Origin of the sequence: Streptomyces camponoticapitis (assembly GCF_014646115.1) — a bacterium.
Lineage (GTDB): Bacteria > Actinomycetota > Actinomycetes > Streptomycetales > Streptomycetaceae > Streptomyces > Streptomyces camponoticapitis.
In genome coordinates, this window is the sequence record NZ_BMMV01000006.1 from 227,890 (window position 1) to 245,694 (window position 17,805).

The 17,805-nt window shown below is 70.5% G+C and carries 14 protein-coding genes; 4 read left to right on the forward strand and 10 right to left on the reverse strand.

Translation table 11 applies throughout. The features are described 5' to 3' along the window. The 8 genes from clpB to IEY79_RS11775 all read right to left on the reverse strand — a co-directional run bounded on the left by clpB (position 1) and on the right by IEY79_RS11775 (position 10,596). A complete protein-coding gene (clpB, locus tag IEY79_RS11740) occupies positions 1 to 2,646 on the reverse strand; it encodes an ATP-dependent chaperone ClpB (RefSeq protein ID WP_189107344.1) in 2,646 nt (881 codons plus the stop codon). Next, positions 2,637 to 2,990 (reverse strand): chaperone modulator CbpM, encoded by a 354-nt coding sequence (locus tag IEY79_RS11745; RefSeq protein ID WP_189107345.1) that lies wholly within the window; start codon positions 2,988 to 2,990, stop codon positions 2,637 to 2,639. The genes clpB and IEY79_RS11745 overlap by 10 nt, the downstream gene beginning before the upstream one ends. Continuing rightward, on the reverse strand, positions 2,987 to 3,952 hold the full coding sequence (locus IEY79_RS11750) for a DnaJ C-terminal domain-containing protein (protein ID WP_189107346.1): 966 nt from the start codon (positions 3,950 to 3,952) through the stop codon (positions 2,987 to 2,989). Before IEY79_RS11750 ends, IEY79_RS11745 begins: the two co-directional genes overlap by 4 nt. A 7-nt stretch (positions 3,953 to 3,959) precedes the next feature. After that, complete coding sequence (locus IEY79_RS11755) at positions 3,960 to 4,571, reverse strand: nucleotide exchange factor GrpE (protein ID WP_189107347.1); 612 nt, start codon at positions 4,569 to 4,571, stop codon at positions 3,960 to 3,962. 9 nt (positions 4,572 to 4,580) lie between these two features. Further along, a complete protein-coding gene (gene dnaK / locus IEY79_RS11760; RefSeq protein ID WP_189107348.1) occupies positions 4,581 to 6,500 on the reverse strand; it encodes a molecular chaperone DnaK in 1,920 nt (639 codons plus the stop codon). A 223-nt stretch (positions 6,501 to 6,723) separates the two neighbouring features. Next, on the reverse strand, positions 6,724 to 9,078 hold the full coding sequence (locus IEY79_RS11765) for a glycoside hydrolase family 65 protein (protein WP_189107349.1): 2,355 nt from the start codon (positions 9,076 to 9,078) through the stop codon (positions 6,724 to 6,726). Next, positions 9,075 to 9,911 (reverse strand): HAD family hydrolase, encoded by an 837-nt coding sequence (locus IEY79_RS11770; protein ID WP_189107350.1) that lies wholly within the window; start codon positions 9,909 to 9,911, stop codon positions 9,075 to 9,077. Before IEY79_RS11770 ends, IEY79_RS11765 begins: the two co-directional genes overlap by 4 nt. 190 nt (positions 9,912 to 10,101) lie before the next feature. Beyond that, positions 10,102 to 10,596, reverse strand: coding sequence for an FBP domain-containing protein (locus IEY79_RS11775; protein WP_189107351.1), 495 nt, complete (start codon positions 10,594 to 10,596; stop codon positions 10,102 to 10,104). A gap of 196 nt (positions 10,597 to 10,792) precedes the next feature. On the opposite strand from IEY79_RS11775, the gene pgm reads away from it, so the two are divergent. Next, a complete protein-coding gene (gene pgm, locus IEY79_RS11780; RefSeq protein WP_189107352.1) occupies positions 10,793 to 12,439 on the forward strand; it encodes a phosphoglucomutase (alpha-D-glucose-1,6-bisphosphate-dependent) in 1,647 nt (548 codons plus the stop codon). 26 nt (positions 12,440 to 12,465) lie between these two features. On the opposite strand, the gene IEY79_RS11785 is transcribed toward pgm, so the two are convergent. Beyond that, the gene (locus IEY79_RS11785; RefSeq protein ID WP_189107353.1) at positions 12,466 to 13,323 is read right to left on the reverse strand and encodes a hypothetical protein; all 858 of its coding nucleotides are present in this window, start codon (positions 13,321 to 13,323) and stop codon (positions 12,466 to 12,468) included. After that, positions 13,320 to 14,576 (reverse strand): glycosyltransferase family 4 protein, encoded by a 1,257-nt coding sequence (locus tag IEY79_RS11790; protein ID WP_189107354.1) that lies wholly within the window; start codon positions 14,574 to 14,576, stop codon positions 13,320 to 13,322. The genes IEY79_RS11785 and IEY79_RS11790 overlap by 4 nt, the downstream gene beginning before the upstream one ends. A 264-nt stretch (positions 14,577 to 14,840) precedes the next feature. Between IEY79_RS11790 and IEY79_RS11795 the strand changes: the two genes are divergently transcribed. The 3 genes from IEY79_RS11795 to IEY79_RS11805 all read left to right on the forward strand — a co-directional run bounded on the left by IEY79_RS11795 (position 14,841) and on the right by IEY79_RS11805 (position 17,773). Then, on the forward strand, positions 14,841 to 15,665 hold the full coding sequence (locus IEY79_RS11795) for an aldo/keto reductase (protein WP_189107355.1): 825 nt from the start codon (positions 14,841 to 14,843) through the stop codon (positions 15,663 to 15,665). 89 nt (positions 15,666 to 15,754) lie between these two features. Beyond that, complete coding sequence (locus IEY79_RS11800) at positions 15,755 to 16,825, forward strand: hypothetical protein (RefSeq protein ID WP_189107356.1); 1,071 nt, start codon at positions 15,755 to 15,757, stop codon at positions 16,823 to 16,825. Between the two features lie 162 nt (positions 16,826 to 16,987). Beyond that, positions 16,988 to 17,773, forward strand: coding sequence for an SAM-dependent methyltransferase (locus tag IEY79_RS11805; RefSeq protein ID WP_189107357.1), 786 nt, complete (start codon positions 16,988 to 16,990; stop codon positions 17,771 to 17,773). The last annotated feature ends 32 nt before the right edge of the window (positions 17,774 to 17,805 follow it).

Below are 17,805 nucleotides of genomic sequence, written 5' to 3' on the forward strand. Positions count from 1 at the left end.
TCACGCTCCCTGTCCCACGGTCTCCCGTGGCCTGCTGTCGGCGAACGTGACGACGAGTTCGCCGTTCTGGGCGTCGACCAGGATCGTCGCGCCGTCCTCGACGTCACCGCGCAGCAGCGCCCGGCCGATGAGGGTCTCGACCTCGTGGGAGATGTAGCGGCGCAGCGGCCTGGCGCCGTAGACGGGGTCGAAGCCCTGGTGGGCGATGAGTTCACGGGCCCCTGGGGTGAGGTCGACGCTGATCCGGCGTTCGGCGAGCCGCCCGCGCAGTTCGTCGAACTGAAGCTCCACGATGCGTCCGATCTGTTCCAGGCCCAGGGGCTGGAACAGCACGATGTCGTCGACCCTGTTGAGGAATTCGGGGCGGAAGTGGGCCCGTAGCTCGCCCATCACGAGATCGCGGGCGTCGGGCTTGATCTCGCCGCCGGCGGTCGCGCCGTCGAGGAGATGGGACGACCCGATGTTGGACGTCATGATGATCACCGTGTTGCGGAAGTCGACCGCCCTGCCCTGGGCGTCGGTGATGCGGCCGTCGTCCAGGATCTGCAGGAGGGTGTTGAAGACGTCGGCGTGGGCCTTCTCGATCTCGTCGAACAGGACGACGGAGTACGGTTTGCGGCGTACGGCCTCGGTGAGCTGGCCGCCCTCCTCGTATCCGACGTAACCCGGGGGCGCGCCGACCAGCCGGCTGACCGTGTGCCGCTCCTGGTACTCGCTCATGTCGAGACGGACCATGTTCTCCTCGGAGTCGAAGAGCGCGGCCGCGAGGGTTTTGGCGAGTTCGGTCTTTCCCACTCCGGTCGGTCCCAGGAAGATGAAGGACCCGATGGGCCTGCGCGGGTCGCGGATGCCGGACCGGGCCCGGATGATGGCGTCGGCGACCAGCCGGACGGCCTCGTCCTGGCCGATGACACGCTCCTGGAGTATCTCGTCCAGGCGGAGCAGCTTCTCGCGTTCGCCCTCCTGGAGCCGGGTCACGGGGATACCTGTCCAGGCGGCCACGATCTCGGCGATCTCGTCCTCGGTGACCACTTCGCGCAGGAGCCTGGTCTCCCCCTGTTTGGCGGCGAGTTGATCCTCCTCGGAGGCGAGCCGGCGTTCGAGTTCGGTGAGCCGCCCGTAGCGCAGTTCCGCGGCCCGGTCGAGGTCGTAGTTCCGTTCGGCCTCCTCCGCGTCGCGCCGGACCTGTTCGAGTTCCTGACGCAGGTCCTGGACACGGCGGATGGCCTGGCGTTCGGCTTCCCACTGCGCCTGCTTGGCGTCGGCCTCGCCGCGCAGATCGGCGAGTTCACGGCGGAGTTCGGTGAGCCGGGCCTCGCTGGCGGCGTCCGACTCCTTGGAGAGCGCGGCCTCCTCGATCTCCAGACGGGTGACCCGGCGGGTGATCTCGTCCAGCTCGGCGGGCATGGAGTCGATCTCGGTGCGCAGCCGGGCGCAGGCCTCGTCGACGAGATCGATGGCCTTGTCGGGGAGGAAGCGGTCGGTGATGTAGCGGTGGCTGAGCGTCGCCGCCGCGACCAGGGCGGTGTCCTGGATCCGTACGCCGTGGAAGACCTCCAGGCGCTCGCGCAGTCCCCGGAGGATGGAGACGGTGTCCTCGACGCTCGGCTCGTCCACCAGCACCTGCTGGAAACGCCGTTCGAGCGCGGCGTCGGACTCGACGCGTTTGCGGTACTCGTCCAGCGTGGTGGCGCCGATCATATGGAGTTCGCCGCGGGCGAGCATGGGCTTGAGCATGTTGCCCGCGTCCATGGCCCCCTCCGGGCCGCCTCCCGCGCCGACCACGGTGTGCAGTTCGTCGACGAAGAGCAGGATCCGCCCGGCGGCGGCCTTGACCTCGCCGAGGACTGCCTTGAGTCGTTCCTCGAACTCGCCGCGGTACTTGGCGCCCGCGACGAGCGACCCCATGTCGAGGGAGAAGACGGTCTTGTCTCGCAGCCCTTCGGGGACGTCGCCCCGCACGATGCGCTGGGCGAGTCCTTCGACGATGGCCGTCTTGCCGACGCCGGGGTCGCCGATGAGGACCGGGTTGTTCTTCCGTTTGCGGCTGAGGATCTGGGTGACGCGGCGGATCTCGGCGTCGCGGCCGATCACCGGGTCGAGGGTGCCCTCGCGTGCCTCGCCGACCAGGTCGCGGCCGTACTTCTCCAGGGCCTCGTAGGCCCCTTCGGGGGTCGCGGAGGTCACTCGCTGGTTGCCGCGGACCCGGGTGAGCGCGGCGAGGAAGGCTTCCTTGGTGAGGCCGTACTCCTTCAGAAGCCGTCCGGCGGAACTGGCGGAGCCCTCGTCGACGAGGGCGAGCACCAGATGCTCGACGGAGACGTACTCGTCCTTGAGCCGGTGCGCCTCCTGTTCGGCGGTGTCCAGCAGTCTGCCGAGGCGCTGGGTGACGAAGACCTGGCCCGGCGCCGCTCCGGGGCCGGTGCTGCGCGGCCTGCGGGAGAGGTCGGCCTCCACGGCGGTGCGCAGCGCCCCGGTGTCGGTGCCCGCCTGGTCCAGCAGTCGCGGGACGAGGCCGTCCCGCTGGTCCAGGAGCGCGAGGAGCAGATGCTCGCCGTCGGTCTCGTTCTGCCCGAGGCGTACGGCCACCGTCTGGGCGTCCTGCAGCGCCTCCTGGGACTTCTGGGTGAGCCGGTTCATGTCCATGGCGGCTGATCACTCCTGGTGTCTCGGCGGCGCAGGGCTGTTTCGAGGCGGTTGATGCGGTCGAGGAGGTCCACCACCACGCCCAGCGCGGCGTAGTTGAGGCACAGACCGACCCTCAGCCGTTCCATCCGGGCGAGTTCCAGCGGGGCGCTCTCGGCGAACCGGAGCCGGCCGGACGCCTCGCGGCGGGCGTCCAGCAGACCGAGGGCGACGAACTTGCGGACGGCGTCGGGGTGCATGCCCGAGCGGCGGGCGACGGTCTCCAGGGAGAGTCCGGGCAGCGGCGCCAACGCGTAGACGGTGCGTGTCCGAGGGCGCGCCGGGCGGCGTGGTGGAGGGGTCATCGCATCCTCCTCGGGTCGAAGTCGGAGACGCCCGCCAGCTCTTCGAAGAGGTCGCGCTCACGGTCGGAGAGGTGCCGCGGCACCATGATCCGCAGCTCGGCGTAGAGGTCGCCGTCCTTGCCGCGCGGGTTGGGCAGTCCCTCGCCGCGGAGCCGCAGCCTGCGCCCGCTGGAGGAACCGGCCGGGACGGACACCTTGGTGGTCCCGTGCGGTGTGGTGACGGGAAGGGTCGCGCCGAGCGCCGCCTCCCAGGGGGAGAGGGCGAGTTGGACGGTGAGGTCGCGGCCGTCGACGCGGTAGGTGTCGTGCGGTGCGAGACGCACCCGGAGATACAGGTCGCCCGCCGGTGCGTTGTTGCCGCCCCGGCCACCCTGTCCGGCGAGGCGGATCCGCTGTCCCTCGGTGACACCACGGGGGATGTTCACCTCGTAGCTGCGACGGCCGTCGGGGCCGGAGAGGGTGAGACTGCGCCGGCCGCCCTGGTACGCGTCCTCAACGGTGAGCACCAGTTCGGTCTCCTGGTCGGCGCCGGGCACGCGGCCCCGCGGCCCACCGCCGAAGATGCCGCCGAAGAGGTCTTCGAAGTCGACGCCCGGACCCGTGGATCCGGCGGAGCCACCGGCGCCGGCGGTGCCGCCGAAGGGGTCGCCGCCGCCGTAGCCCGGTCCGGTACGCCCCGCTCTTCCCGTGCCCGCTCCCCCTCCGGTTCGCGCCCCCACGCGTTCGTCGTAGTCCTCGGGGATCTTCCGGAAATCCGCGCCGAAGCGGTCGTAACGGGCCCGGGTCTTGGGATCGGACAGCACGCTGTAGGCCTCGTTCAGCTCCTTGAAGCGTTCCTCGGCGCCGGGTTCCTTGTTGATGTCGGGGTGGTACTTGCGGGCGCGGGCGCGGTACGCCTGCTGGATCTCCTCGGTGCTCGCGGTGCGCGGCACGCCGAGGGCCTCGTAGAGGTCGACTGCCATAGGCGGGTCACTCCTGCCGCTTGCTGACGACGGCGGCCATCGGGCGCAGCTGGCGGCCGGGGGTGCCGTAGCCGGGGCGCAGGCACTGGACAACGGTTCCGGGCTCGGCCTCGGCGTCCTCCACCACGGTGACGGCCTCGTGCCGGAGCGGGTCGAAGGGGACGCCGGTCTCGTCGTCCCTGGGGTAGCCGAGCCGGTCGAGGATGTCGACGGCCTGGTTGCGTACGGCCTTGACGCCCTGGATCAGGGATTCGGTGCCGGACTCGGTGTGGGACAGGGCGAGTTCGAGGTTGTCCACCACGGGGAGCCAGGCGGTGGCGACGCGGGCGCGTTCGGAGTCCCGTTCGCGTTCGAGGTCCTTCGTCTGGCGTTTACGGAGGTTGTCGAGGTCGGCGAGAGCGCGTCGCCAGCGGTCTCGCAGCTCGTCCAGCTCGGCCACGGGGACCAGGTCCGCATCCCCTGGGGCTCCCGGTCCGCCGGGCGTAGGGGGACCGTTGGACGCACCGGGGGCGCCGGGCTTCGGCTCGACCGGACGGTTCGGGGCGGCGGGGTCGTTCGGCCAGCTGCCCGCGGAGTTGTCCTCGGGGGGCTCGGCCTCAGGTTCCGGAGAGATGGTCATCGCGGCGGCTCAGCTCTTGTTGAATTCGGCGTCGATGACGTCGTCGTCGGCTCCGCTGCCGGACCCGGACCCGGATTCGTCCTCGGAGCCCTGTCCGGCCGCCGGTCCGGCGCCGTCCGCGCCGGGGCCGGGCCCGGCCCGGCGGGCGGCGAGCGCGGCGTGCACCTGCTGGAGTTCGGAGGTGAGCGATCTGGCCCTCGCCGGGTCCGCCTCCTCCTTGACCGCCTGATGGGCGTCGGTGACCAGCATCTGCGCGCGGGCCTTCTCGTGTTCGGGCGCGGCGTCGCCGAGTTCGGTGAGGCTCCGCTCCACCTGGTAGGCGGCGGCGTCGAGTTCGTTGCGGGCGTCGACGGCCTCGCGCAGTGCCTGATCCTCACCGCGGTTGCGTTCGGCCTCGTCGACCATCCGTTCGACCTCGGACCTGTCGAGGTTGGAGCCCTCGCTGATGGTGATGGACTGTTCCTTGCCGGTGGACTGGTCCTTCGCGTTGACGTTGAGGATGCCGTTGGCGTCGATGTCGAAGGTGACCTCGATCTGTGGCTCACCCCGGGGCGCGGGGCGGATGTCGGTGAGCTGGAACCGGCCCAGTACCCGGTTGTCGGCGGCCAGTTCACGCTCGCCCTGGACGACCACCACGTCGACCGCCGGCTGGTTGTCGGCGGCGGTGGAGAACGTCTCGGAGCGCCGGACGGGGATGGTGGTGTTGCGCTCGATGATCTTCGTCATGACGCCGCCGCGCGTCTCGACCCCGAGGGAGAGCGGCGTGACGTCGAGCAGCAGGACGTCCTTGACCTCGCCCTTGAGGACACCTGCCTGGATCGCGGCGCCCAGCGCCACGACCTCGTCGGGGTTGACGCTCATGTTGGGCTCTTTGCCGCCGGTGAGCCGGCGGACCAGGGTCTGTACGGCGGGGATACGGGTGGAGCCGCCGACCAGGATGACCTCGTCGATGTCCTGGTCGGTGACCTTGGCGTCGGCGAGGGCCTGCTGGACGGGGTCGAGACAGCGCTCCACGAGGTCGGCGGTGATCTGCTCGAACGTGGACCGCATGACCGTCTCGGTCAGATGCTTGGGGCCGGACGCGTCGGCGGTGACGAAGGGCAGACTGACCTGCGTCTGGGTGACCGAGCTGAGCTCCGTCTTGGCCTTCTCGGCCGCCTCGAAGAGCCGTTGCAGGGCCTGCGGGTCCTGCCGCAGGTCGATGCCGTTGTCCCGCTGGAAGGCGTCGGCGAGATGGTCGACCAGCCGGCGGTCGAAGTCGTCGCCGCCGAGATGGCTGTCACCGGCGGTGGAGCGGACCTCCACGACGCCGTCCCCGACGTCCAGGATGCTGACGTCGAAGGTGCCGCCGCCGAGGTCGAAGACGAGCACCGTCTCGTGTTCCTTCTTGTCCATCCCGTACGCGAGCGCCGCGGCCGTCGGCTCGTTGATGATGCGCAGCACTTCGAGGCCGGCGATCTTGCCGGCGTCCTTGGTGGCGGTGCGCTGCGCGTCGTTGAAGTAGGCGGGCACGGTGATGACGGCTTCGGTGACCCGCTCGCCCATGGACCGTCCGGCGTCCTCGGCGAGTTTGCGCAGGACGAGCGCGCTGATCTCCTCGGGCGCGTACAGCTTGCCCCGTACGTCGATACGGGCGACACCGCCCTCGCCCTCGACGACGTCGTACGCGACAGCCTTGGCCTCGTCGGATATCTCGTCGTAGTGCCGGCCGATGAAGCGCTTGGCCGAGTAGATGGTGCCCTTGGGGTTGAGAATCGCCTGACGGCGGGCCAGTTGCCCGATCAGGCGCTCTCCCGAGTCGGTGAAGCCGACCACGGACGGTGTGGTGCGGGTGCCCTCCGCGTTCGGGAGCACGGACGCCTCGCCGCCTTCCCACGCGGCGATCACCGAGTTGGTCGTACCGAGATCGATTCCTACTGCCTTGGCCATGGAAGCACTCCTCAGTACTGCCGCGCCCAGGCACTCGGCCCGCCACGGCGGGTGTGGCCGCGTCGCAAGCCAGGCCCGGTTCGGCGTAGCCGAGGGGCCGGAACCATCGATTAGACCTGTGCGACCGCGTCTGATCCCCTCTGGAGTGGATCGTGATTCCACTCGCCGTTGTCCAGTTTCACACCATTTGCCAGGCCATGCGAAAGGGGCGCGTCGCGTGTGGTCAGCGGCGGCGCCCGCCCGCGTTGGGCCGGCGCCCCGGCGGGTACTCGGGCGTCGGCGGTGCGACGAAGGACGGGATGGTGCGGGCCTCGGCGACTCCCGCGTGCAGGGTGACCGGCTCGCCGTAGTGGTGGATCCTCAGCGGGTCGCCGGTGGAGGTGGTGTACGTAGCGGTCGTGGCGGTGATCTCGACGTGCAGGTGCCGGTCCCGGAACTTCAGCGTGAAGGCGAGCCGTCTGATCTCCTCCGGCAGCCGCGGCGAGAAGTCCAGCCTGTCCTGGCTGTGCCGCATACCGCCGAAGCCGGCCACCAGAGCCGTCCAGGCGCCCGCGAGCGAGGCGATGTGCAGACCGTCCCGGGTGTTGTGCTCCAGGTCCTCCAGGTCCATCAGCGCGGCTTCGGTCAGATAGTCGTAGGCGAGGCGCAGATGTCCCGTCTCCACGGCCATGACCGCCTGACAGCAGGCCGACAGCGAGGAGTCACGGACGGTGATGGCTTCGTAGTAGGCGAAGTTCCGCGCCTTGTGGTCGTCGTCGAAGTACGAGCCGCACTTGTACATCGCCAGCACCAGGTCCGCCTGTTTGACGACCTGCTTGCGGTAGATGTCGAAGTAGGGGAAGTGGAGCAGCAGCGGGTACTGGTCGGGCCTGGTGCGTTCGAAGTCCCAGTGCTGGTGGCTGGTGAATCCGGCGTCCTGCTCGTGGACCCGCAGCTCCTCGTTGTAGGGGATGTTCATCGCGTCGGCCGCGTCCCGCCAGGTGGCGGACTCCTCCTCGTCGACGCCGAGTTGGGTCGCCACATCGGCGTGACGCTCCACGATGTCGGCCGCCGCCCGCAGATTCCTCCGGGCCATCAGGTTGGTGTACGTGTTGTCGTCCATGACGGCGCTGTACTCGTCGGGCCCGGTGACACCGTCGATGTGAAAGGCGCCGTGCGGGTCGTGGTGGCCGAGGGAGCGCCACAACCGCGCGGTCTCCACCAGCAGTTCGACGGCGCAGTCGCGCTCGAACTCCTCGTCGCGGGTGGCCGACAGATATCCCACCACGGCATCGGCGATACCGGCGTTCACATGGAAGGCCGCGGCGCCGGCCGGCCAGTAGGCCGAGCACTCCGAGCCGTCGATGGTCCGCCAGGGGAACGTCGCGCCGTGCAGACCGAGTTGCGCCGCACGCTCCCGCGCGGCCGGCAGCGTGCTCTGGCGCCAGAGCAGGGCATGTGACACCGCGTCGGGTGAGGTGAAGGTGAGCAGCGGCAGGACGAACGCCTCGGTGTCCCAGAAGGCGTGCCCGTCGTAGCCGGAACCGGTCAACCCCTTTGCGGGGATGCCTCGTTGTTCGGCGCGGGCGCCGGCCTGGAGTACATGGAAGAGGGCGAACCGTACGGCCTGCTGGATCTTCTCGTCGCCGTCCACCTCCACGTCGGCGCACCTCCAGAAGTCGTCGAGGTACGCGCGCTGTTCCTCGGCGAGCCCTTTCCAGCCGACGCTCGCCGCACCGGCCAGAGCCGCGTCCACCTGGTCGCTCACCGCCGGCAGCGACCGGGTGCTCGACCAGCCGAACGCCACCAGCTTGTCGAGGCGCAGGGTCTTCCCCGGAGCCAGCACCGTGGCGACGGTCACCCGTGCGATGTCGTCGTGGGACTCGCTCTGGGTCGTGGTCGTGTCGGGCCCGTACACGAAGTGGTCCGCCGCCGCCCCGACGCGCAGACCGCTGCGGCGGGTGCAGTGGACCAGCCGCAGCCGGTGCCCGGACGCGAAGTTCTCCTCCGCCTCCAGCGGCGACTCCAGGGCGACGGCGGCGCGCGGGTCGGTGTCGGCCCCGGGCAGCTGCTCGTTGGCCACCAGCTCCGACTGGATCACGATCCGTACTTCGGTGTCGACCGCCTCGACCTCGTAGGAGACGGCGGCGACGGCGCGCTGGGTGAAGGACACCAGCCGGGTGGAGCGGACCCGTACGGTACTGCCGGCCGGTGAGGTCCACTCGCACGTACGGTGCAGCAGACCGGAACGCAGGTCGAGCACCCGCTCGTGGGAACGCAGCTGCCCGTAGCGCACGTCGAACGGCTCGTCGTCGACCAGCAGCCGGACGATCTTCCCGTTGGTGATGTTGATGACGGTCTGGCCGGACTCCGGGTAGCCGTATCCGGCCTCGGCGTACGGCAGTGGGTGCAGCTCGTGGACGCCGTTGAGGTACGAGCCCGGCAGGCCGTGCGGTTCGCCCTCGTCGAGATTGCCGCGCCAGCCGACATGGCCGTTGGAGAGCGCGAAGACCGATTCGCTCTGCGGCAGCAGGTCGAGATCGAGGTCCGTCTCGCGCAGCGACCACGGCTCCACCGCGAAGATCGAGTCAGTGATCATGCCTTCGGCTCCTGACCGGCGCGGGCGGTACGGGCGGGGCCGGCTCCGGGGCCCGCGCGGTCCGCCGTGCGGCCGTCGTCGAGGCGGTCGAGTTCGCCGGGACCGGCGAGGTCGGCCAGGTCGGTGACGACGGTGTCCCCGCCGTGCTCCCGCAGCGCGTCGGCCTGGCCCACCCGGTCGACGCCCACGACGTATCCGAAGTGTCCGGACCGGCCCGCCTCCATGCCCGCCAGCGCGTCCTCGAACACGGCGGCGGCCGACGCCTCGACTCCGAGGTCCTGCGCGGCGGCGAGGAAGGGCGCGGGGTCGGGCTTGCCGGGCAGGCCGCGCTCCGCCGCGACGACCCCGTCGATCCGGACGTCGAAGAGCGCTTCCGCGTCGATCGCCCGGAGGATGTCGCGGCAGTTGGTGCTGGAGGAGACCACGGCGGTACGCAGACCGCTCGCCCGGACGGCCCGGATGTAGCGCAGCGAACCCTCGTACGCCTCGACGCCACCGGCCCTGATCCTCTTCAGCAGCCGTTCGTTCTTACGGTTGCCAAGTCCCTGGACGGAGTTCCGGTCGGGCGGGTCGTCCGGCTCACCGTTGGGCAGCTGGATTCCGCGCGAGCCGAGAAAGGCCCGTACCCCGTCGGCCCGGGGAAGACCGTCGACGAATTTGTTGTAGTCCGCGACGGCGTCGAAGGGGCGGAATTCCCCGTCGCCGCGCTCCCGCAGGAACTCGTCGAACGTCTCCTTCCAGGCGGCCGCGTGAACGACGGCGGTCTTGGTGATGACACCGTCGAGGTCGAACAGACAGGCCTGGATTCTGTCCGGAAGGCCGAGTTTCGTCATGCGGCGCACCTTCTCCGTCGAAGAGGGCTGCTTTCCGGGCAATCGTAGGGCGGCGGGCCCGCCGGGTCCTCGCGAACATCCGGTGGTGGCGGGCCGCCGGGGAGCGGAAACACGTTGCCCCGCTCGGCGCCGGCTCGCGCCCGCCCGCGCCGGAGCGGTACGGCCGTACGGGCGATCCAGGCCCCCCGGGTCAGGGAGCGAGCTGGTCGAGGAAGCCGAAGAGGTTCGCGCGGGTCCGCTCTATCTGCTCCTCCACCGTCAGGCTCTCCTCCATGCGTCCGCCGGGCGCCGCCGCCTTAATTCCGCGCGTATAGAGGGAGCAGGCGAGGTCGGTGCACATGTAGAGACCGACCGAATTCCCCTCCCGGCCGGCCCTGCCGCGTTTCCGGGCGGTCATCAGCGATACGCCGCCGCCCGGGTGCATGGTCAGACAGAGGGAACACATGCTGCGGTGCAGATAACCGCGGCGGCGCGAGGGATAACGCAGCGTTACGCCGACGAGCGCGCCGTCCCTTTCGGCGACGAGATAGCCGCGGTCGGGCGCCGAGAGGTCGAGCCAGCCCAGGAAGTCCAGGTCTTCCCAGGGGCGCTCCGCGAGGTCCCGCGGCAGCGGGAGGCGCGCCGCCTCGCCCTTGGAGCAATTGACGAACGACGTGCGGATGTCCTGTTCGGTCACGGCTTTCATGTATCGCACGCTAACAATGCCTAAAACTATTAGGCAAATCATTATTGGTCCTAGATCCGCCGGGCCGGGGCCGGTCCCGGGGACGGCGGCGCCCACTGGCGCCGCCCGACCTCATAGGGTTACGTGGCACGCGCCGGGACGACGGGCTCGACGTCCCGCGCGGCGGCCGACCGACCGACACGATTGGAGTTCGCCGATGGTGCACGAGAGGGCCGGGCAGCCGGCGCAGCCCGGGGATCTGGTGGACGTGGCGCGGCTGGTGACGGCCTATTACGCGCTGCACCCGGATCCGGCCGAGCCCGCGCAGCGGGTCACCTTCGGTACGTCGGGGCACCGCGGCTCCGCCCTGTCGGCGGCGTTCAACGAGGACCACATCGCCGCCACCACCCAGGCCATCTGCGACTACCGGACCCGCCAGGGCACCGACGGACCGGTGTTCCTCGGCGCCGACACGCACGCCCTGTCCGAGCCGGCCCGGGTCACCGCGCTGGAGGTGCTGGCCGCCAACGGCGCCACCGTCCTGATCGACTCGGACGACGGCTACACGCCCACCCCGGCCGTCTCGCACGCGATCCTCGACCACAACCGGGACCGTACGGCGGGCCTCGCCGACGGCATCGTGGTCACGCCGTCGCACAACCCGCCGGCCGACGGCGGCTTCAAGTACAACCCGCCCAACGGCGGGCCGGCCGGATCCGACGCCACCTCCTGGATCCAGGACCGCGCCAACGCCCTGATCGAGGCGGGCCTCAAAGAGGTCCGCCGGATCCCGTACGCGCGTGCGCTGGCCGCCGACACCACCGGACGGCACGACTTCCTGGGCCGGTACGTGGACGACCTGCCGGCCGTCCTGGATCTGGACGCGGTGCGGGACGCCGGAATCCGGATCGGCGCCGACCCGCTCGGGGGCGCCTCGGTGGGGTACTGGGGACGGATCGCCGAACGGCACCGGCTCGATCTCACGGTGGTGAACCCGCTCGCCGACCCGACCTGGCGGTTCATGACGCTGGACTGGGACGGCAAGATCCGGATGGACTGCTCGTCGCCGTACGCGATGGCCTCGCTGATCGCCCAGCGCGACAAGTACACCATCGCCACCGGCAACGACGCCGACGCCGACCGGCACGGCATCGTCACGCCGGACGGCGGTCTGATGAACCCCAACCACTATCTGGCCGTGGCCATCCAGTACCTGTTCGCGCACCGCGACGGCTGGCCGGCCGGCACCGGGATCGGCAAGACGCTGGTGTCCTCCTCGATGATCGACCGGGTCGCCGCCGACCTCGGACGCACGCTCGTGGAGGTGCCGGTGGGCTTCAAGTGGTTCGTGGACGGTCTCTTCGACGGCAGCCTGGGCTTCGGCGGCGAGGAGTCCGCCGGCGCCTCCTTCCTGCGCCGTGACGGGCGGGTGTGGACCACCGACAAGGACGGCATTCTGCTGGCCCTGCTGGCCTCCGAGATCACCGCTGTCACGGGCTCCACCCCGTCCCAGCACTACGCGGCCCTCACCGAGCGCTTCGGCGACCCGGCCTACGCCCGCGTGGACGCCCCCGCGACCAGGGAGGAGAAGGCCGTCCTCGCGAAACTCTCCGCGGACCAGGTCACCGCCGACACCCTGGCGGGCGAGCCGATCACCAAGGTCCTCACCGAGGCGCCCGGCAACGGCGCGGCGATCGGCGGCCTCAAGGTCTGCACCGACAGCGCCTGGTTCGCCGCGCGGCCGTCGGGGACCGAGGACGTGTACAAGGTGTACGCGGAGAGCTTCCGGGGCCCGGAGCACCTGAGCGAGGTGCAGGCGGAGGCGAAGACCCTGGTGTCGACGGCACTGCGGGCCGCCGGCTGAGCCGGACCCGGCCCCTCGTCAAGCCCTCAGGCCGGGGACGGTGCGACCGCCACGGAGAGATCGTTGTCCACCGTGTAGTACGGACGCACCGTCATCCCGCCGAGCGTGGCCGCCGGGTAGACGAAGACCGCCTTGCGGTCCGCGACGTCGTCCAGCAGCCGGGCCAGCCTGATCCGGGGCTCGCCCGACGCCGGGCGGACGTACACGTCCCAGATCTCCTGCTCCGCCCCGGCTCCCGGCTGTCCGCCCTCCGCCAGCAGGTCCTCGTAGTCCACGGTGAAGGAGAGGTCCCGCTCCCCGTCGGCCCGCGGCGTGATCTGCCGTACGGGGGCGTCCTTGCCCCGCCGGTGCAGCAGCACCGCCGCGCCCTCCCCCAGCCGGGCGCCGAACAGCCGCGCCCGCGCGGTCATCCCGTGGCCGGAGAAGACGATCCGGCCGGCCTCCGCGTGCGAGGCCCGCAGCCAGGCGCGTACCGCGAGACGGCCGTCCTTGGTCGCGTAGGGGATCCGGACCGCCAAGGGCGTCCGACGGCCCTCTCCACCGCCGGACACCAACGCGCGCAGATCGCGCAGGCCGGGCAGCAGCGGTGTGCGCGCCTCGCCCGGCAGTCCCAGCACGTAGGCGTCCCAGCGCCCCTCCCGTAAGGCGGGCGCCGTCTCCAGAACGGCCCGCCACTCGTCCTGCCCGACGTGCTCCAGCGCGGCCACGCGGCCGGTCTCCTCCGACTGCCCCTTCTTCGGGCGCAGTTGGAGCAGCAGGCGGGGGCCAGCCGAGGCGGGCAGCGGCAGTCGTACGCGTACGACGAGACGTCCCTCCTGGTCCACGGTCGCGTCCGCCCGGGGCTTGGCCACCGGTCCGCCGTTCGTGCTGTTGTCGTCGCTCATCGCCGCGCCTTCCGTACTGTCCGCAGAACATTGCCGGCCGCGACGAGCGCGGTGTCCCTGGCCGCGTAACCGCCGCTCACCAGGGCGTGGTCCGTTCCGGGCGCCGGCGGGCGGCCGTCCCTGCGGGCCGCCAGCAGATCCTCGAAGAGCTCCTCGGCCTGGGCGACCACGGGGCCGGGAGCGTAGCGGCGGGAGTTCTCCAGTGCGGTGCGGCCCATCCGGCGGCGCAGTTCGTCGTCGCGTACGAGCTCCAGCAGGGCGCCGGCCAGCGCGTCCCGGTCGCCGACGGGGACCAGCCGGCCGTCCTCGCCGGGGGCGATGATCTCGCCGGGGCCGTACTCGCAGTCGGTGCTCACGACGGGCAGTCCGCAGCGCATCGCCTCGACGATGGTCATGCCGAACGGCTCGAAGTTCGAGGTCGCGGCGCCGATCGAGGCCTTGACCCACTCGGCTTCCATCGGAGTCACGGCGCCCATCAGGAAAACGGAGTTGTAGAGGCCGAGCCGGTCTATCAGCGCGCGCAGGCGCTCCTGCTCCTCGCCCTTGCCGTAGATGCGCAACTGCCAGTCGGGCCGCTCGGCGGCGACGGCGGCGAAGGCCTCGATCAGCAGGTCGAACCGTTTCACCGGCACCAGCCGTCCGGCGGCCATCACGACACGCTCGCCGCCGTCCGCCGGCGGGAGGGCAGGGGCCGGAACGCTGTTGGGCAGCGCCTGCACCCGGACGCCGGGCAGCCGCATCTTGCGCCGGTAGGCCGCGGCGTCGGCCTCCGTGACGGGGGTGAGCGCGTCGAGGCGCGGATACACCCGGCGCAGCGCGTTGCGCAGGCGCGGCGGGTGGTTGTTGAGCGTGAGGTGCTCCTGGCCGACGCGTACGGTCCGCGCGGGTGCCTGGAGGGCCAGGTGCACGTTGAGGCCGGGCCGGGTGCCCACGACGACATCGGCGTCGAGCGAGGCGAGGGCTTCCCCGATGCGCTCGTCGGTGAGCGCGCTGTACTGGTGATAGCGGTACTCGGACGCGGGGAAGATCTTCGCCGGGGTCAGATGCCGCGGATCGTTCTTCTCGTGCCGCAGATCAACCAGCGGCCGCAGCCGTACGCGCGGATCCAGGTTGAGGTTCGGCCGCTCCCGGTGCCGGAGAGCGGAGATGATCTCCACATCGTGCCGATCGGCCAGCGCCCGGGCCAAGTTGAACGTGGTGGTGATCGTCCCTCCTATCCCGTATGCGTTGTGAATGAGAAAAGAGATCTTCATGCCGTGGCAGACGGGCGAGGCATACAGAAGGTTGCCCGCAACCTGGAGATAAGGCGGACGCCATCTCCTCTTCACCAAGGGCCGTCTGACGCGCCGTCGGGCCCGGTCCGGCGAGGGCACTGATGGAGCATTTGCCTCATCTAGCTGTTTTACCGGCAATACGATCGGGAAGGCGGTGCTGTGCACCGTCCCCCCCCCACCGCCTTCTCACCGTCCTCGTCACCGCCCCTCACCGCCGTCGAAGCGGCACAGTCAAGGAGCACCATGCACGCGGTACCCAACGTCACGCTCAACAACGGGGTGACGATCCCCCAGCTCGGCTTCGGCACCTTCAAGATCCCGCCCGCCGACACCCGGCAGGCGACGCTGACCGCGCTGGAGGTCGGCTACCGGCACATCGACACGGCGGAGATGTACGGCAACGAGAAAGAGGTCGGCGACGCGATCCGCGACTCCGGGATCGACCGGGACGACCTCTTCGTCACCAGCAAGCTGAACAACGGTCTCCACGAGGCCGCCGCCGCGCGCACCGCGTTCGACCAGACCCTCGAAGACCTCGGGCTGGAGCAGCTCGACCTCTTCCTGATCCACTGGCCCCGGCCCAGGACCGGGAATTTCGTGGAGGCCTGGCAGACGCTGGAGGAGTTCTACCGGGCCGGGCGGGTCAGGGCCATCGGCGTCTCCAACTTCAAGCCCCACCATGTGCGCCGTCTCATGGAGAATTCCGTGGTCACACCCGCCGTCAATCAGATCGAGATCCACCCCTATCTGACCCAGGACGACGTCAGGGCGTTCAACGCCGAGCACGACATCGCCACCGAGGCCTGGTCGCCTCTGGCCAAGGGCACGGTGCTGCGCGACCCGGTCATCGTCCGTATCGCGGACGACCGCGGCCGGACCCCCGCGCAGGTCACCCTCCGCTGGGCCCTCCAGCGAGGGGACATCGTCTTCCCCAAGTCGGTGACACGCGAGCGCGTGCAGGAGAACTCCCTCCTGTTCGACTTCGAGCTGAGCGAGGCGGACATGGCCGAGATCTCGGCCCTGAACCGCGACGAACGCACCGGTTCCGACCCCGACGAGAACGGCTGACGCCTCTCCGGCCGCCCGATCCGTAATGGATGTTCCAACTCCGCAACTCCCGGCGGAGATCCGCCGGTTCGTACGGCAAGATCGGTCGTATGACCGAACAGCGGGGCAGCGCACCACAACACAGCGCCACGGACGAGACGGTAGCGGCCCTGGCGGTCCGCCTCCGCGCGGCGGACACCGGCGGCTGGACGTCCGACGCGACACGGGCGCTGGTCGTCCGGCTCGGCTGGGGCTGGAGCGACAGCCCGACAGTGGTCACCGGCCGTTCCACCGGCGACGCGCGGCTGCGGCCGGTCGGGAAGTACGAGGAGCGGTACGTGGCCGGGGAGGCGTACGTCGAACTGGCCGTGCCCGTACGGCAGGCCGACCCGGACGCCGCCTCCCAGGCGGAGGCCTTCCGGATGGTCAAGGACGAGCTGACCGCCACCTTCGGCGAGGCGTCGATCATGGGGGTGCACGGCAGGCTGGCGCCGTTCCTGCGACCCGTGCAGAGCTGGGGCTCCCCGTATCTGCGCTGGCGTGGCGAGTCGGACACCATCGAACTGCGCGCGGGTCCGACGGGCCCCGAACTGGTGCTTCAGCCCACCGACCCGGCCGAGAACTGGTTCGTACGTCAGGGCCACGACGACGACCACGCGATCACCGGCTTCTTCGGCTTCCGGCCCGACGGGTCGAACGGCGGCCTCACCTTCCCCGGCGGCTGGCGGGTCCGCAGCTGGGAGACGATGACCAGGGCGCTCGCCGACTTCCTGACGACACTGCCGGCCGAGACGACCGCGCTCCGGACCCCGATGTGGATGCCGATCTACGGCCGGATCGAGGGGAAGGGCGCGCCGATTCTGTTCGACATCGACTGCGGTGACCGGCTGATGCTCGCCTCCTTCGCGGACGAGTCGGTGAACCCGGCCTCGCTGGGCTGGGGCACGGCGTTCGAACACCCGACGACCGGCAGGCCCTGGCCCGACCCGGACAGCCCCCGGCTGCGCATCGACGCGGGCGGTCCGGGGCGGCCCGACGGACAGGCGCTGGCCGAGACGATCGTGGCGACGGCGCGCGCGATGGGCGTGGTGTCTCCCGAGGACCTGCTCATAGGCAACGAGGCCGGGGATCTGGGCGCGTACCGCGTGACCTTCTACGGTCTGGGCCTGCCGATGGCCTGAGCCGCACCGAGCCCGCCCCCGCCCACCGCGAACGGATCAACTCCCGGGCGCTGTGGCAGAATTCCCCGGACGGCCGGTGACGTCCGGGGAAGCCCGGCGAACGGCGCGCGAACACGTCGTACCGCCTCCCGTCGTACCGCCACGCACCCAACGGAGCTTCGTATGACGGCAGGGACGCCCAAACCTCAGGTCGACACCAGCAAGCCGCACCCTGCGCGGGTCTACGACTGGCTGCTCGGCGGCAAGGACAACTACGAGGTCGACCGTCAGGTCGGCAAGCGGCTGCCGGCCGAATCGGCGGACGCGGCGCGCCAGAACCGGGCGTTCATGCACCGCGCCGCCGCCTGGCTCGCTGACAACGGTGTCAACCAGTTCCTGGACATCGGCACCGGCATCCCGACCGAGCCCAATCTGCACCAGATCGTCCAGGGGATCCTGCCGACGGCCCGCATCGTGTACGCGGACAACGATCCCATCGTCCTGCGCCACGCCGAGGCCCTGCTCGTCAGCACGACCGAAGGCACCACCGACTACATCCAGGCCGATGTGCGCGATCCGCAGGAAATACTGCAGTACGCCCGCGCCACCCTGGACTTCGAGCGCCCCATAGCGCTCTCCCTCATCGCGCTGATGCATTTCGTCCCCGACGACCAGGGCCCGTACGAGATCGTCTCCAGCCTGGTGGACGTGCTGCCGTCGGGCAGCTACCTGGTGCTGTCGCACGCCGCGTCCGACCTGATGCCGGAGCTGTCGGACAAGGTCGTCGCGGAGTACGCGAAGGGCGGCATCAGGCTGGGATTCCGCACCCACGCCGGGGTCGGCAAGTTCTTCGACGGACTTGAGCTGGTCGAGCCGGGACTGGTCACGGCGCCCGCGTGGTTCAAGGGCGCGAACGTGCCCGAGCAGGAGCTGAGCGGTATCTACTCGGGCGTGGCACGCATCCCGTAACGGGCGGCGCCACGTTCCCGACGTCGGTGGGA

What these genes read in the sequence shown, in the direction of transcription:
- clpB (WP_189107344.1), bottom strand. Translation starts at nt 2,646, where the DNA reads ATGGACATGAACCGGCTCACCCAGAAGTCCCAGGAGGCGCTGCAGGAC.
- IEY79_RS11745 (WP_189107345.1), bottom strand. Translation starts at nt 2,990, where the DNA reads ATGACCCCTCCACCACGCCGCCCGGCGCGCCCTCGGACACGCACCGTC.
- IEY79_RS11750 (WP_189107346.1), bottom strand. Translation starts at nt 3,952, where the DNA reads ATGGCAGTCGACCTCTACGAGGCCCTCGGCGTGCCGCGCACCGCGAGC.
- IEY79_RS11755 (WP_189107347.1), bottom strand. Translation starts at nt 4,571, where the DNA reads ATGACCATCTCTCCGGAACCTGAGGCCGAGCCCCCCGAGGACAACTCC.
- dnaK (WP_189107348.1), bottom strand. Translation starts at nt 6,500, where the DNA reads ATGGCCAAGGCAGTAGGAATCGATCTCGGTACGACCAACTCGGTGATC.
- IEY79_RS11765 (WP_189107349.1), bottom strand. Translation starts at nt 9,078, where the DNA reads ATGATCACTGACTCGATCTTCGCGGTGGAGCCGTGGTCGCTGCGCGAG.
- IEY79_RS11770 (WP_189107350.1), bottom strand. Translation starts at nt 9,911, where the DNA reads ATGACGAAACTCGGCCTTCCGGACAGAATCCAGGCCTGTCTGTTCGAC.
- IEY79_RS11775 (WP_189107351.1), bottom strand. Translation starts at nt 10,596, where the DNA reads ATGAAAGCCGTGACCGAACAGGACATCCGCACGTCGTTCGTCAATTGC.
- pgm (WP_189107352.1), top strand. Translation starts at nt 10,793, where the DNA reads ATGGTGCACGAGAGGGCCGGGCAGCCGGCGCAGCCCGGGGATCTGGTG.
- IEY79_RS11785 (WP_189107353.1), bottom strand. Translation starts at nt 13,323, where the DNA reads ATGAGCGACGACAACAGCACGAACGGCGGACCGGTGGCCAAGCCCCGG.
- IEY79_RS11790 (WP_189107354.1), bottom strand. Translation starts at nt 14,576, where the DNA reads ATGAAGATCTCTTTTCTCATTCACAACGCATACGGGATAGGAGGGACG.
- IEY79_RS11795 (WP_189107355.1), top strand. Translation starts at nt 14,841, where the DNA reads ATGCACGCGGTACCCAACGTCACGCTCAACAACGGGGTGACGATCCCC.
- IEY79_RS11800 (WP_189107356.1), top strand. Translation starts at nt 15,755, where the DNA reads ATGACCGAACAGCGGGGCAGCGCACCACAACACAGCGCCACGGACGAG.
- IEY79_RS11805 (WP_189107357.1), top strand. Translation starts at nt 16,988, where the DNA reads ATGACGGCAGGGACGCCCAAACCTCAGGTCGACACCAGCAAGCCGCAC.